The following is a 13,021-nucleotide window of genomic DNA, read 5'->3' as shown; positions in this document are numbered from 1 at the left end:
GTTGCTCATCGTATCGCAGTGGGTGGATTTGGAGGCCGCTGGCCCCCACCCCCGCCCTCCCCCAGCGGGGGAGGGAGCGGAGAGAGTGGTTTGACGATTTATCCAATATTGGATATATTTTCCAATATCTGGACGAACATCTGAAGTCCCCGAAAGCCCCCATGCAAGCCCACTACCTAGACCCCCGCACCGGCAAACACTACCCGCTCAGCGACCGCCGCTGGCGCTCCGACGCCGGCAACCCGCTGATGCTGAGCGCCCTGCCCGGCATCAGCCGTGACGACATCGACACGCGCGAGCGCTCGCTCTGGCGCTACCGCGCCGCCCTGCCGCTGGCCATAGACAGCCGCGCCAGCATGGGCGAAGGCTGCACGCCCCTGGTCGAAAAATCCTGGGGCGGGCTCTCACCCCTGTTCAAGCTCGAATGGTTCAACCCCACCAGCAGTTTTAAAGACCGCGGTGCCAGTGTGATGGTGTCCTTCCTCAAGCAGCTGGGCATAGCCCACATCCTCGAAGACAGCTCGGGCAACGGCGGTGCGGCGATTGCGGCCGCGGGCGCGGCGGCCGGCATCCAAGTCAAGATCCTCGCGCCCAGCTACACGCCGCTACCGAAGGTCGCGCAGATACGCGCTTTTGGCGCCGAGGTGCAGCTGGTCGAGGGCCCACGCGAGGAATCCGAATACGAGGCGATACGCCAGTCGGACAACATCTTCTACGCCAGCCACAACTGGCATCCCTTCTTTTTGCAGGGCACCAAGTCCATCGCCTATGAACTCTGGGAAGACCTGGGCTTCAAGGCGCCCGACAACATCATCATCCCGGCGGGCGCCGGCAGCAATGTGCTGGGTTGCCATATCGGCTTCAGCGAGCTGCTGGCTTCGGGCCAGATCAAGAAGCTGCCCAAACTCTTCGCGGCCCAGCCGCTCAATTGCTCGCCGATAGACGCGAGCTTCAAGGCCGGCAGCGACGGCCCCGTGGAGCGCGCCGTCAAGCCCACGATCGCCGAAGGCACGGCCATCAAGCGGCCCATACGCCTGCTGGAGCTGCTCAAGGCGATTCGCGAATCGGCCGGCGGCACCGTGGCCCTGAGCGAAGAGCAGATCGCCGCGGCCGTGCGCCGCCTGGCCGGCATGGGCCTGTATGCCGAGCCCACCAGTTCCTCGGCCGCCGCGGCGCTGGAGCTCTTGCAGGCCTCGGGCGCGATCAAGGCCAATGAAACCACGGTGGTGCTGCTGACCGGCACGGGACTCAAGTCCACGCAGTTCATGACGGAGCTGTTTGGCGGCTAGTGTTCCTCTTCTTTCCCTCCCCCGCTGGGGGWGGGTAGGGTGGGGGCCAGTACGGCCTTCAAACAGGCGCGGCGCAACATCACCCGCCGCCGGCCCCCATCCCAACCTTCCCCCAGCGGGGGAAGGAGTGAAAACCCCACCCTCCAAATCCCCAATTCCCTCATAATTTCCCTGTCTACTAAAGGACTACAAACGCCGGCATGGGCCCCACCCGCGCGGCAATGACAACAACACCATTTCCTTGGAGGGAAAGAACCATGATGACTTTGGGATTGAAGGCGCTCGTCGCCAGGCTGGCGCTGGGCATGTTTGTGCTGTTCGCGGGCGGCCAGGCCATGGCCGCGGGCTCGCTGGCCATCGATTCGCTGCAGGGCGAAAAATACGGCTTCTCTTTTAACCACCCCAGCACCGACCAGGCCGACGCGCGCGCCATGCGCGAATGCGGCAGCGACTGCGCCGTCGTGCTGCGCTTTGGCGGCGGCCAATGCGGCGCCTATGCCGCCGACCAGGCCAAGGGCTCCAACGCCTATGGCTGGGGCACGGCCGCCAACAGTTCCAACGCCCAGGCCCGCGCCATGTCTGAATGCCGCGAAAGAGGCGGCTCCAGCTGCAAGGTGCGATCCTGGGGCTGCGATGCCACCAAGACCTCGGTCGAGGCTGCCTCCACCCCCCAAGTCAGCAGCAACAGCAATAACAACAACAACAGCAAACCGGCCGCCGGCGGCTTCGCCATGCTGGGCGAATGGCTGGTGGACTACGTCTCGCCGACCGGCTACACCGCCAACGGCAGCCTGCGCGTGACCCAGAGCACGGGCAGCGGCAGCTACCGCGGCGTGCTGGTGCTGGCTTTTGTCAACACCGAAGGCATCGCCAAACGCGTGCAGCAGGATGCGGCGATCACCGTGCAAGGCAACAGCGTGATCGTCAACGGCAGCAACCCGGTTTACCTGCAGGGCACAGGCGTCTACAACGCCGACAACTACACGCTGACCATAGGCAGCAACAACCTGCTGCGGGGCAATAACTCCGACGCCAAAGGCGTGGGCGGCGCGGTGGTCATCAGCCGGAAGTAGGCGTTTAGGCACAGTCCCCGTTTCACTCCCTCCCCCGCTGGGGGAGGGTAGGGTGGGGGCCAACCGGCCTTCAAACAGGCGCAGCGCAACATCAAGCACCGCCGGCCCCCATCCCAGCCTTCCCCCAGCGGGGGAAGGAGCGAAGCAGCAGCGATATAGTGATAGCCACCCCAAAGGACCCCGCCATGTTGTTGTTGACCGAAGTCTCCTGGCTGCTGTTTATCCTCACCTCGCTGGTCGTGATCATCACGCCCGGGCAGGACATGGTCCTCGTCATGTCACGCTCCGTTGCGCAGGGCTCCGCGGCCGGCGTGGCCACCGCCGCCGGTGTCAGCGTCGGCCTTATAGGCCACACCGTGCTGGCCACCCTGGGCCTGGGCGCGATCTTGCGCACGTCCGAGTGGCTGTTTGTCGCGCTCAAACTCGTGGGCGCCGTTTACCTGATCTACATCGGCATAGGCCTGCTGCGCAGCAAGGACAGCACACTGCAGGTCGAAGGCGCGGCCCCGCGCTCCATGGGCCGGCTGTTCCTGGACGGCGCGCTGTCCAATGTCTCCAACCCCAAGGTCGCAGTCTTTTACTTCGCCTTTTTGCCGCAGTTCGTCATGCCCGGCGCCAGCCACCCCACACTCGCCGTCTTTGTGCTGGGCCTGAGTTTTGCCGCGCTGACCTTTGTCGTCAAAGGCCCGGTCGGCTACGGCGCCGGCAGGCTCTCGGGCTGGCTGCGCACCCGGCCCGCGGTGCTCAAGTGGGTCTACCGCGGCAGCGGCGCCATCCTGGTCGGGCTGGGCCTCAAGCTGGCGTTTGAGCGCCGGCCCTAATCAAGCGTCTTTCTTCCTCTCTCCCAGGGGAAGACGGATAAACACCGCCGTCCGCCTTCTCCTACACCTGCGCGGATTTCCCGCCGATAGGCCGCAGCACAGGTGCCCGCCACGCTATCAGGGGCAGGCACGGGGCCGGCCGCAAGGGCCGCCCGGCAGGCAAGCGCCCCCGCAACATCCATCACCAGGAGAGAACAACATGACCATACTCTGGACCATTCTTATCGGCTTTCTGATCGGCCTTGTCGCCAAGTTCCTGATGCCAGGCCGCGACCCCGGCGGCTTCATCATCACCGTGCTCATCGGTATTGCCGGCTCCTTCATCGCCACCTATGTAGGCGCGGCCATGGGCTGGTACCAGAACGGCGAGACGGCGGGTTTTATCGCCGGCGTGCTGGGCGCCATCGTGCTGCTGCTGGTTTACCGCATGGTGGTGGCCAGGAAGTAGCCCGCACGACAGCCCGCACGCGCAGTCCGGGCGTGCGGGGCCTGTCCCTGCACCTCCCCGGTCTGGCGCCCTCTTCCTCCGGGAAAGGGCCAGGGTGGGGCAAGCGGCCGCCCAAGGGGCGCGGCGATTTGCGAAAAAAGTCTTAAAAAATCCGCCGCACACCCGCAACAAACCGCCGCAACAACCAGCAAACGCACCAGCAAACGCAAACGCGCTTTTGCCCCTCTTGAAATTCGCGGGCGAATTCCTAATTCCTCCATCCGGGCGCCGAGCCGCCGGTCCGGCGCCATTCATGACCATGTTCAACCTGAATGGAGGTAATCGCCATGTTTCGATCCCTGTTTCCCTACGACATGTTCGGGGAGATGGACCGCCTGCAACGCGAGATTCAGCAGGCGCTTGAGCTGTCTCCCAACATACGCGGCTTCGGCCGCGGCGGCTTTCCCGCCCTCAACATAGGCGGCACGCCGCAGACCGTCGAGGTCTATGCCTTCGCCCCCGGCGTAGACCCCAAAACCCTGGAGATTGATTTAGAGCGCGGCATGCTCACCATCGCCGGCGAGCGCAAGTCCGAGCTGCCCCAGGCCCAGGCCGGCGCGCAGTCCACGCTGCACATCAACGAGCGTTTTGCCGGCAGCTTCCGCCGCGTGGTCAGCCTGCCCGAAGACGCCGACCCCGACGCCGTCGAGGCCAGCTTCAAGGACGGCCTGGTCCACATCAGCATCCGGCGCCGCGCGGCCGCACAACCGCGCCGCATCACCATCCACTAAAGGCACACAGATTGGCAAACAAGGAAAGGAGGCCAACCATGTTCGGCAGCAAATCCACCCAACCCACGACCAACACCACCAACCCCGCCAGCAGCGGCAACGGCAACGCAGCCATGCAACACGGCGACCCGTCCAGCGAGCTCACACGGCAGCAAGGCCGGCAGCCGGCGCGTTATGCCAACGCCACGCTCACGCCGCCCGTCGACGTCATCGAAGACAGCACCGGCATCACCCTGTATGCCGACCTTCCCGGCGTGCCCAGGGAGAACCTCAAGCTGCAGGTCGAGGCCGACACCCTGACCATTGAGGCCGACTCCGCCCTGGCCGCGCCCGAAGGCCTGCAGTCCAGCCACACCGAGGTGGGCCTGGGACGTTTTCACCGCGTCTTCAGCCTCAGCAAGGAGCTGGACACCGAGAACGTCACGGCCGAACTGGCCCAGGGCGTACTCAAGCTGCGCATCCCCAAGGCCGCGCACGCGCAGCCGCGGCGGATTAACGTCAAGGTGGCTTAAGCGGAAAGAAAGGGGCGCGGCGCTCGCCCTGTCCCCGCTCCCCCGATTGACTCCCTCCCCCACTGGGGGAGGGTTGGGGTGGGGGCCAGCGGCCTTTAAACAGACGCAGCGAAACACCAGCCGCCGCCGGCCCCCATCCCTACCTTCCCCCAGCGGGGGAAGGAGTTCTACAGGCTAAGGCTTCTTGGCCCCAGGCTCAGCCAGCGGGTCCGCATGCCTGTGCACCAGCTTCCAGGCATCACCCTCCAGCCGAAACACCTCGGTCACGCGCAAGGTCATGGGAATGGTTTTCGCCTGGCCCTTCATATGGGCCTGCGCTTTCTGGTAGCCCGTCCAGTAGGCGACGGTGTCACCCGCCGCCATGTCCAGGATTTCAAACTCGGTCGTACTGCCCGGCTCAAACAGCTGGGCATCGTGCTCATAACGCGACCACACCGCGTCCGCGCCCTGCACGGTACCGCCACCCGGCCCCATAAACGTGGCCGGCGACGCATGCGCCACCACACGCGCAAGCGGCGCGGCATTGCCGCTGACATACGCGCTCGCGGCATGCTGGCGCGCCCTCATAAAGGATTGGAAGTCCTGGTGCTGGCTCATGGCTTGTCCCCTTAAAAGGAGCACCGTAAGCCGGGGGCACGGGCCGTGGCGTAGGACAAGGGAGGAGGGGGAAAGCGGAGAAGTCGTACTGGAGGTGGCAGCTTGGTGAATATTCACCCATGAAATGACGCGTGCTGGCCCTCTGGACCGCAAAAGCACCCTAGCTATGACGCAGGTTCAGGTCCATGATGATTGTCACAAAGTGTTAGGGTGTACTCGACAACCGGACCCAGGAGGATAGTCGCGATGCAAGAGATGGGAATTGAACCGGCTACGGCAGTAACTTGGTTCCCAACGACGCCGGGGCGCCCATATGCACTGATCAGGGTGCAAGCGAATATCTCGGCTACATGGCCGAATGATTTGGCAATAGCTTTTAGAAGAGCGTACATCTCGGACAGAACAATTGCCGAAATGGCCGAATTGCGAGAACGACCACCCAAAACAATCCTTGAGTCGGTCTTACCTCCCGCCGGCCCAGTGATGGCTGGCGACTTCGGTGAAATTCTCGTCTACCTATTTCAGGGGTCAAGCCACGCACCAGAGAACCTACATGGACAGAAGAAGTGGAGATTAAAGGAGACTCGAACCCACGCAGCGCCCTATTCAGACGTGGTTCATTTTTACCTTCCAGAATGGCCCACCCCTTCAGCCTCAGATGTGCTTCTATGCTCTGAAGTGAAAGTGAAATCCACGAGATCAAATGGCGACCCAATCGCAGACGCGCGGCGCGATAGCAAGAAAGATCAAGTATCGAGGCTAGCAAAAACTTTGGTATGGCTTCAAGAGCGCGCAATGACTAACCTTGAAATTAACGTCGATCAAATCGATAGATTCTCGAACGCCACAGAGCACCCTCCCTACTCCAAGAGGTTTCACGCGGTAGCGGTAATAGACGACGAATTTCTTGACGAAGAAATCGGAAAAATCGTAACGCCGCTCGACCAAGATTGCGACCTTGTAGTTATTGCGGTCCCTACACTTCACGCGACTTACACCGCAGTGTACGAAGCGTGTAGCACGAGCGTGTAAGTCATTATGAAAGAATCTTTGCTTTCGTGGATCAGCGTCGCAGATGCCTCCACACACCTCCTAGAGATGAAAATCGTTCAGGGCTCGCTCGATACTGCCCACATCTTTGATCGATTTGACGACTACTACATATCTCTGGTAAGCGCGCTTTTTGACAAACTGCGCACAGTGGATGAGCCAGGGGAGGAGTGGGCACATTTGGCGAACGCTATTGTTCAGGCCAGCCAAATCTCTCACCGAACAACCCGATGGTCTGGCACTGTTGACCACACCGAAGCCTTGCTGTTTGCTGCTGCTTCGTTCTATGTTGGCGGATATCCCGCAGCCGCATATTTAGTTGCAAGCCAAATCCGTTCGGCCGATGTACAGCCGTTCCATCTGGCAAATCTTGACTTGCTACTCCGGCGTATGCCACTCAGCTCATTCGCACAGGGCCTTCTAAACCATGTCCGAAACAACGACACTCCCGCGATGAACCGGAGTCTAGAGTCCGCAATTCAACAAACCGCCGAAAACCTCCAACGAGGACCTGCTACGTTCATTCCAAGCAAACTACTGGAAGCACTAACCACGCGTTTTGTCAGGACAAATATTCGAACTGTATTGAATAGTCAGCCGGGAAATTGGGACCTCTTGATCAACTCCTTTCTGAACCGGGCGACTCCGACTTGGGAGTTTTTCCCCTCTCAAATTCAAGCGATTGAGAAAGGAATACTGCGCGCGGATGAATCATTTTCGTTGCAGATGCCTACAGGCTCAGGCAAAACGACCCTCTGCGAAACGATCCTCTTTGGACATCTAAGCAGCCATCCAAATGACGCCGCGCTGCTTCTAGTTCCCTTCCGCTCGCTGGCCTCTGAACTTCGTGGATCCTTGGTTGCAAACCTCAATCGCATGGGAATTGCTTCTCGGTCAGCCTATGGTGGTACGATTCCTACAGGCGACGAAGTTCATTCACTATCAACCGTCCGCGCAGTAGTGGCAACGCCGGAATCGGTATCTGGACTTCTCGGCGCCGACGCATCTTTCTCTAGACGCATTAGCCTTGTGATTTGTGACGAAGGGCACTTGCTCGACGGGGGACAAAGAGGCATAGCATTGGAACTCTTGATTGCGCGGCTTCGCGCACGCTCAGGAGGCTCACCAAAAATTATCTTTATTTCGGCCATCGTCCCAAACATTCATGAAATAAACGCTTGGTTAGGAGGGACTGAAGAAACGGTGGTTGTTAGCAACTATCGCCCTTCGATAGCTGAATTCGCATCGTTAATCACCGTCGGCACAGGGAGCAATCAACAGGCAACTCTTCGAATGCACCCGCACCTAGCCACACCGGCTCGGTTCGACATCGAGAGATTTCTCGACAAAGACGACTTTAAATACGTCAATCCGGATACGGGACGAAGAAAAACGTACGGCATTAGCTCAATCAAGAGCCGCGCTGTTGCCGCCGCAAGAAAGGCGTTGCCGATGGGATTGGTTGCCATCTTTTCAGCGAACAAGAAAGGGCACCAAGGTGTGGTGGGCCTTGGTGAAGAACTTCTAAAGCAACTCGACGTCACTCTGCGTCTACCCTCTCCTTCTGAGTACGTTGCGTCAGCGCAGTTGCCTCATGTTGTGCAATATTTTCAGAACGAATTTGGAGTTGACTGGATCGGAACGAAACTCCTGACGGTGGGCACAACCATTCATCATGGCGACCTTCCGCAAGAGTCACGAGAAGTTCTGGAGAAGCTCCTCAGATCAGGGGGCATCCGGCTAGTAATTTGTACGTCGACCTTAGCCGAGGGCGTTAATCTACCCATTCGGACGTTGGTGCTCTATTCGGTGCAACGCATGGACCATGAGGGCCATAGAACTACGCTTTTAGCAAGAGACATAAAAAATCTGGTTGGGCGCGCCGGCAGGGCAGGCTCAACAACAAAGGGCCTTGTGATTTGTGCAAACGAGGACCAGTGGCCTACCGTGGCAACTGTTGCCATTCAGGGGCAGATGGAACCAGTCACCGGTGCACTTCGCGAATTCCTAGAGGCGCTTCGCCAGCGACTCCATTCCTCGAACCTTCCGCTTACGCAGGAGCTACTTGAAGCGCCCGATGCTGACTCTGAAACCCTGGCGCTAGTAGATGGGGTAGACGCCGTCCTCGTAGAGTTGGCGGCTGAAGAACTTGGCGAGGGAACGTTGGCAGGAATTGCTGCAGCCGTTGCGGAAGCTTCATTTGCAGCCACGGGGGTAGATCTAGGAGCGCGGCAACTTTTGAAGGACGTATTCACCCTACGCGCTAACAGAATAGAAGCATTAAAGGACAGTGGGCGCCTCACGTGGATACGAATGCGGGGCGCAAAGGCTAGGTATATTTCTTCTGTGGAAACGACGCTGCTGCCGGCTCGAAATGATTGGGCGGTCGCACAAAATCCCCAAAATGCAGACATCCTTGCAACGCTTTTGAATTGGGCGTGGACACATAACGAGGTTCGCGTAACGACATGTGTGGCCTTCAGTGTGTCCACTGATGAAATAGGCCAGCAAACAGCGAAGGCAAACCTTGCGCAAATGATTAATTTCTGGATTGCAGGCCAGAACTATCAGACGCTAGCGACATCGCTGGGAATAGAGCTTGACGATTTGCTCACCGCAATTACGCAGGTCATGGGATTTGCGTTGATAAGCGTTCTAGAACAGGGTATCGCCATTTTGGACAACTTGGTTGAGGGCGGTGTATCTCAAAACGTTAAGACCCTAATAGAACGCCTACGATTCGGTGTGCCATCCGAGATAGCCGTTTCTATGATGACAAGGGGCGTTCGGCACAGATCTGCGGCTGTAGCACTAAGTCGTGCCGAGACCGTAGTAACTGCGTTTGAGGAGTTCTCGGATAATCCACTTGACGTCGCCGCGCAGATACTTCGCGACGATGCTGATAGTTGGCGACACATTCTGGGAGCGCTCGTGTACTCGAACACCCTTGAGGACTTGCCGCTTCCTAGTTGATAAGGCTGGTTAGTCACAACCGTGGGCATGGAATCACAATTGTCTTGCGGGCCCACTAAAGGCTCCTCGGCGTTCATAGTCACTACTTGTACTTAGTCCCGAACCTTCCCCATGTCCCACGCCGTCTCCCGCCTGCGCACAGCCCGCCTGGCGCGCGCCTCCAAACCTTTTTTAGCCCGTGGCGGGCCGCGCAACGTCCGTTGTGCCGGTTGCCGGCTGGTGCCCAGCCATTGCATGTGTGCCTTGCGGCCGGTGACGCCGGTCGTCAATGCCGGTGTGTGCCTGGTGATGGCGGATATCGAGGCGCTCAAGCCCAGCAACACGGGCTGGCTGATTGCCGATGTGGTGGCCGATACATTTGCCTTTGGCTGGGCGCGTACCGAGGTGGAGCCTGGCTTGCTGGCCTTGCTGGCGGACCCGCAGTGGCAGCCTTATTTGGTCTTTCCCGGTGAGTTTGTGGCGGCTGAGCGGGTGGTGACGGAGTTGCCGGCCATCATCGCTCCAGCAGATGGCAGCAACAACCAGCACCAAGCCAAACGCCCGCTGTTTGTGCTGCTGGACGCGACCTGGCCCGAGGCGCGAAAGATGTTTCGCAAAAGCCCTTACCTCGACAAGCTGCCGGTGCTGAGTTTGCAGAGCGAGCAGCTGTCGCGCTACAAGCTCAGGCGCTCGCAGCGCGATGAACATTTCTGCACCTCGGAAGTGGCGGCTTTGTGTTTTGCGCTGGCGGGTGAGGCGCGGGTGGCCGAGACGCTGGAGGCTTATCTGGATGTTTTCACGAATCACTACTTAAAAGCCAAACAGCAGCAACCCCTGGATCTGGAAGATGCGGTGCACCAGCGTTTGCGCGGGCTGCAAACAGAGGCAACGCTGTTACCTCCCGCAGGTGCAGCCTGATGTGCAGCCCACTGGCGCTGCTGCATGCCTTGGCCATCATCGGGTTGGTAGGTGCCTTCATCGGTGGGGCGCGGCGCGAGGGAAAGCTGGCATCCCATTTGCGGCAAAAGCATCCCGAGGTGTGGGCGGACCTGGCCCAGCGCAAGCTCTGGTTTGTGGAGGGTGACATGCAGAGCGCTGCCCTACAGCAGTACCTGTGGCGAGGTGAGCATAAACACCTCCAGGATGCGCAGCTCAATGCCATGGTTCTTACAGGCTGGCTATGGGCTGCGCTTTTTCTCGGCAGCGCGGTAGCCTTGATGTTTGTTCAAGACCGGGTATCCACGGACAGCTACCGCGCCTGCTTTGGCCTTCTCTAGGCAAACGCAACTGCCATACATTGACTGACCCAACTTCACCAGACTGCCCATGCACCCACGCCTTCAGCTTCTGAACACCACGCTTGCCACTTTCACCCTCTGCCTGCTGCCGCTGGCCGCCGCGCAGGCGCTGACCGAGGCCGAGAAGCCCTATGTGGGCGGCTACACCCAGGGCTCGGTGGATTCGCGGGCGCAGCTGATGCTGCTGGACGACAACACCTTTTGTTTTGCCTTTATGGGCGGCTCGCTGGACATGCTGGCCGGCGGGCGCTGGAAGGCCGAGGGCCATGGTGTGCGCCTGGAGGAAGTGCGGCAAATCGGCTCCGTCTTCCCCGCCTTTGGCCGTGCGGCGGCTGAGCAAAAGGCGAGCGTGGCGTTTGACTTTCATGGCAGCTCGCTTTCTGACGCGACGTCACCGGTGTTTGCCACCTCGGGCGACGAAGCGCTGCCCACCACGATGCGCCCGCTGTTCAACGCCGACCACAACGGCTGGTCTTCAAGCTACAAGCTGCCGCCCATGCCGGCGGCGCAGGTGCGCTACTTCTACATGGGCGACGTGGAAGGCGATGACATGCGCCAACCCAAGCGGCTGCGCGTGGTGCAGTACCGGCGTGGCGATGTGAACATGCTGCGCGTGGGCTACAACCGCGCGTTTGGCAGCCCGCCGCTGAACCTGTCTGCCACACTGAAAGACGACGAGGTGCTGCATGTGGACGGCCGCCGCTTTGGCGTGCGCAAGGAACTGCCCGAAAAAGCGCTGCAAAGGATTCGCAGCGCCTGCATACAGCCAGCGCTGGCCGAGGCCAAACGCCCCAGCGATGAAGAAGCCGCAGAGATAGCGGCCGGACGCGCGACGTCCGTGAAACCGCCGCCGCTGGTGCCGGTGAAAACTTTTTATCTGCCACTGACGGCAATACAGGGCGCGCCTTACTTTCCCGTCACGGACAAGTAAACAAGCGATCGGCCAGGCTGCTTGCCTGGCTTTTTTTTGCGCGCCCCCATTCATCGCTTGCGCCCGCGCAGCGCGCCGGGATTGCCGGCCCATGCGCCCAGAAAGTACATCGAAAAAAGCGGCAAGGCGGGCGGGGCGCAGGGCTCGCGCTTGAGCGGGCGCGGGCTTTCTGCACCGGCAAGGGATGCGGGTTTCGCGGCCGGGGAAGCTGCGGAAGAGGCGGCGTCAGGGCGGGCTTGGCGTTTTGTCATGCTGGTGTGTCCGGTTTCAAAAAAAGGAAAGGGAAAGCAAAGGCGCTGATGGTGGGCGCTGGCTGTCGCCGGGATGTCGCGACGCGTGTTTCGCGGCCGCGACATCTCCGCGACAGCGGGGCAGCACAGTGCGTGCAGCCCGGCGGTCCGCCGGCGGCCTTTTTCCCGAAACCGTCCAGGAGGAGTTCCCCTATGAAGCGCAAATCTGTTGTCGTTGTTCCCGCCGCTGTGGTGTTGCTGTCGGCATTGACGGGCACTACGGGCGTTTATGCGCAGCCCAGGCCCGAGCCCGGGGACTCACCCTGGGGCCTGGGGCTGGGCATAGCGGCCAGGACCGACATTTACGCGGGGGAAAGCGCCAAACTTCGCGCGCTGCCGCTAATCAGCTACCAGGGCGAGAAGTTCTTCTGGCGCGGGATCAGCGGGGGTTACCACCTGCTCAGCCGCGACGGTTTCACATTCGATGCCACCCTGGGCGCCCGGCTGGGCGGCATCAAGAAAGAGGATTTCGGCGTGGCCGAGCTCGCGGCCCGGGGCATCAACCGCAGCCTGATGGAAGACCGCGACAACGGCCTGGACCTGGGGATTGCCGGCTCCTTCAAGGGCCGCATGGGCCTGGTGGAGCTGGCGCTGAAGGCCGATGTGTCGGGCGCCAGCAAGGGTTACGAGGCCTCGGCCAAGTATGGCTATCCGCTGCAGTGGGGACCGGCCACGGTCACGCCCCACGTCGCGGTCAGCCATTACTCCAGCAAGCTGGCCAACTACTACTACGGCACGCTGGACGCGGAAGTGGCGCGGGGTGTGGTGAACTACAAGCCGGGCAGCGCGGTGATTCCGCGTGTCGGGGTGGACGTGATGCGGCCCTTCGCGGACAAGTGGATTCTGGCGGGCGGCCTGTCTTACAGCGCGCTGCCGGGCAAGATCCGCAACAGCCCCTTGGTGGACAGGGACGCCAAGGGCGTAACCTCCGTGTTTGTCGGCGTTTCCCGAAAATTCTGAAGCCGGCGGGCGCCGCCGCAGCCCGTGAAA

14 protein-coding genes are annotated in these 13,021 nt (G+C 60.8%); 12 read left to right on the top strand and 2 right to left on the bottom strand.

Annotation, left to right across the window (positions count from 1 at the left end; genetic code table 11):
- Nucleotides 1-161: 161 nt before the first annotated feature.
- From AC1D09_RS17815 to AC1D09_RS17790, 6 genes are all read left to right on the top strand, one after another.
- Nucleotides 162-1,289, top strand: coding sequence for a threonine synthase (locus AC1D09_RS17815; protein ID WP_477664873.1), 1,128 nt, complete (start codon nt 162-164; stop codon nt 1,287-1,289).
- A 257-nt stretch (nt 1,290-1,546) separates the two neighbouring features.
- On the top strand, nt 1,547-2,362 hold the full coding sequence (locus AC1D09_RS17810) for a DUF4189 domain-containing protein (RefSeq protein WP_477662275.1): 816 nt from the start codon (nt 1,547-1,549) through the stop codon (nt 2,360-2,362).
- 194 nt (nt 2,363-2,556) lie between these two features.
- Nucleotides 2,557-3,183, top strand: coding sequence for a LysE family translocator (locus tag AC1D09_RS17805; protein WP_477662280.1), 627 nt, complete (start codon nt 2,557-2,559; stop codon nt 3,181-3,183).
- Nucleotides 3,184-3,382: 199 nt separating this feature from the next.
- On the top strand, nt 3,383-3,631 hold the full coding sequence (locus AC1D09_RS17800) for a GlsB/YeaQ/YmgE family stress response membrane protein (protein WP_477662274.1): 249 nt from the start codon (nt 3,383-3,385) through the stop codon (nt 3,629-3,631).
- 326 nt (nt 3,632-3,957) lie between these two features.
- A complete protein-coding gene (locus AC1D09_RS17795; RefSeq protein ID WP_477662273.1) occupies nt 3,958-4,401 on the top strand; it encodes an Hsp20/alpha crystallin family protein in 444 nt (147 codons plus the stop codon).
- A gap of 38 nt (nt 4,402-4,439) precedes the next feature.
- Complete coding sequence (locus AC1D09_RS17790; protein WP_477662272.1) at nt 4,440-4,913, top strand: Hsp20/alpha crystallin family protein; 474 nt, start codon at nt 4,440-4,442, stop codon at nt 4,911-4,913.
- 174 nt (nt 4,914-5,087) lie between these two features.
- On the opposite strand, the gene AC1D09_RS17785 is transcribed toward AC1D09_RS17790, so the two are convergent.
- Nucleotides 5,088-5,510: a YybH family protein gene (locus AC1D09_RS17785; protein ID WP_477662271.1), complete on the bottom strand. Its 423-nt coding sequence runs from the start codon at nt 5,508-5,510 to the stop codon at nt 5,088-5,090.
- A gap of 246 nt (nt 5,511-5,756) precedes the next feature.
- Here AC1D09_RS17785 and AC1D09_RS17780 point away from each other — a divergent pair, with 246 nt between their 5' ends.
- The 5 genes from AC1D09_RS17780 (at nt 5,757) to AC1D09_RS17760 (ending at nt 11,741) form a co-directional block, all read left to right on the top strand.
- A complete protein-coding gene (locus AC1D09_RS17780; protein WP_477662270.1) occupies nt 5,757-6,542 on the top strand; it encodes a Hachiman antiphage defense system protein HamA in 786 nt (261 codons plus the stop codon).
- Nucleotides 6,543-6,608: 66 nt separating this feature from the next.
- A complete protein-coding gene (locus AC1D09_RS17775; RefSeq protein WP_477662269.1) occupies nt 6,609-9,533 on the top strand; it encodes a DEAD/DEAH box helicase in 2,925 nt (974 codons plus the stop codon).
- 111 nt (nt 9,534-9,644) lie between these two features.
- Nucleotides 9,645-10,430 carry a tRNA-uridine aminocarboxypropyltransferase gene (locus tag AC1D09_RS17770; RefSeq protein WP_477662268.1) on the top strand — a complete coding sequence of 262 codons (786 nt, stop codon included), beginning with the start codon at nt 9,645-9,647 and terminating at the stop codon, nt 10,428-10,430.
- Entirely contained in the window at nt 10,430-10,789 is a 360-nt protein-coding gene (locus AC1D09_RS17765) for a hypothetical protein (RefSeq protein ID WP_477662267.1), read from the top strand. The genes AC1D09_RS17770 and AC1D09_RS17765 overlap by 1 nt, the downstream gene beginning before the upstream one ends.
- A 49-nt stretch (nt 10,790-10,838) precedes the next feature.
- Nucleotides 10,839-11,741 (top strand): hypothetical protein, encoded by a 903-nt coding sequence (locus AC1D09_RS17760; protein ID WP_477662266.1) that lies wholly within the window; start codon nt 10,839-10,841, stop codon nt 11,739-11,741.
- A gap of 50 nt (nt 11,742-11,791) precedes the next feature.
- Here AC1D09_RS17760 and AC1D09_RS17755 read toward each other — a convergent pair whose 3' ends face one another.
- Complete coding sequence (locus AC1D09_RS17755) at nt 11,792-11,992, bottom strand: hypothetical protein (protein ID WP_477662265.1); 201 nt, start codon at nt 11,990-11,992, stop codon at nt 11,792-11,794.
- A 192-nt stretch (nt 11,993-12,184) separates the two neighbouring features.
- Between AC1D09_RS17755 and AC1D09_RS17750 the strand changes: the two genes are divergently transcribed.
- Entirely contained in the window at nt 12,185-12,991 is an 807-nt protein-coding gene (locus tag AC1D09_RS17750) for a MipA/OmpV family protein (RefSeq protein ID WP_477662264.1), read from the top strand.
- Nucleotides 12,992-13,021 lie beyond the last annotated feature (30 nt).

This window comes from Polaromonas sp. P1_A2 (assembly GCF_056406895.1).
Note: the sequence above shows the minus strand (reverse complement) of the source record. Positions and strands in the feature narration are given on the sequence as shown.

Excerpts from the sequence above, each read along its gene's own strand:
- AC1D09_RS17815 (WP_477664873.1), top strand. The coding sequence starts at position 162 with ATGCAAGCCCACTACCTAGACCCCCGCACCGGCAAACACTACCCGCTC.
- AC1D09_RS17810 (WP_477662275.1), top strand. The coding sequence starts at position 1,547 with ATGATGACTTTGGGATTGAAGGCGCTCGTCGCCAGGCTGGCGCTGGGC.
- AC1D09_RS17800 (WP_477662274.1), top strand. The coding sequence starts at position 3,383 with ATGACCATACTCTGGACCATTCTTATCGGCTTTCTGATCGGCCTTGTC.
- AC1D09_RS17795 (WP_477662273.1), top strand. The coding sequence starts at position 3,958 with ATGTTTCGATCCCTGTTTCCCTACGACATGTTCGGGGAGATGGACCGC.
- AC1D09_RS17790 (WP_477662272.1), top strand. The coding sequence starts at position 4,440 with ATGTTCGGCAGCAAATCCACCCAACCCACGACCAACACCACCAACCCC.
- AC1D09_RS17785 (WP_477662271.1), bottom strand. The coding sequence starts at position 5,510 with ATGAGCCAGCACCAGGACTTCCAATCCTTTATGAGGGCGCGCCAGCAT.
- AC1D09_RS17780 (WP_477662270.1), top strand. The coding sequence starts at position 5,757 with ATGCAAGAGATGGGAATTGAACCGGCTACGGCAGTAACTTGGTTCCCA.
- AC1D09_RS17775 (WP_477662269.1), top strand. The coding sequence starts at position 6,609 with ATGAAAATCGTTCAGGGCTCGCTCGATACTGCCCACATCTTTGATCGA.
- AC1D09_RS17770 (WP_477662268.1), top strand. The coding sequence starts at position 9,645 with ATGTCCCACGCCGTCTCCCGCCTGCGCACAGCCCGCCTGGCGCGCGCC.
- AC1D09_RS17765 (WP_477662267.1), top strand. The coding sequence starts at position 10,430 with ATGTGCAGCCCACTGGCGCTGCTGCATGCCTTGGCCATCATCGGGTTG.
- AC1D09_RS17760 (WP_477662266.1), top strand. The coding sequence starts at position 10,839 with ATGCACCCACGCCTTCAGCTTCTGAACACCACGCTTGCCACTTTCACC.
- AC1D09_RS17755 (WP_477662265.1), bottom strand. The coding sequence starts at position 11,992 with ATGACAAAACGCCAAGCCCGCCCTGACGCCGCCTCTTCCGCAGCTTCC.
- AC1D09_RS17750 (WP_477662264.1), top strand. The coding sequence starts at position 12,185 with ATGAAGCGCAAATCTGTTGTCGTTGTTCCCGCCGCTGTGGTGTTGCTG.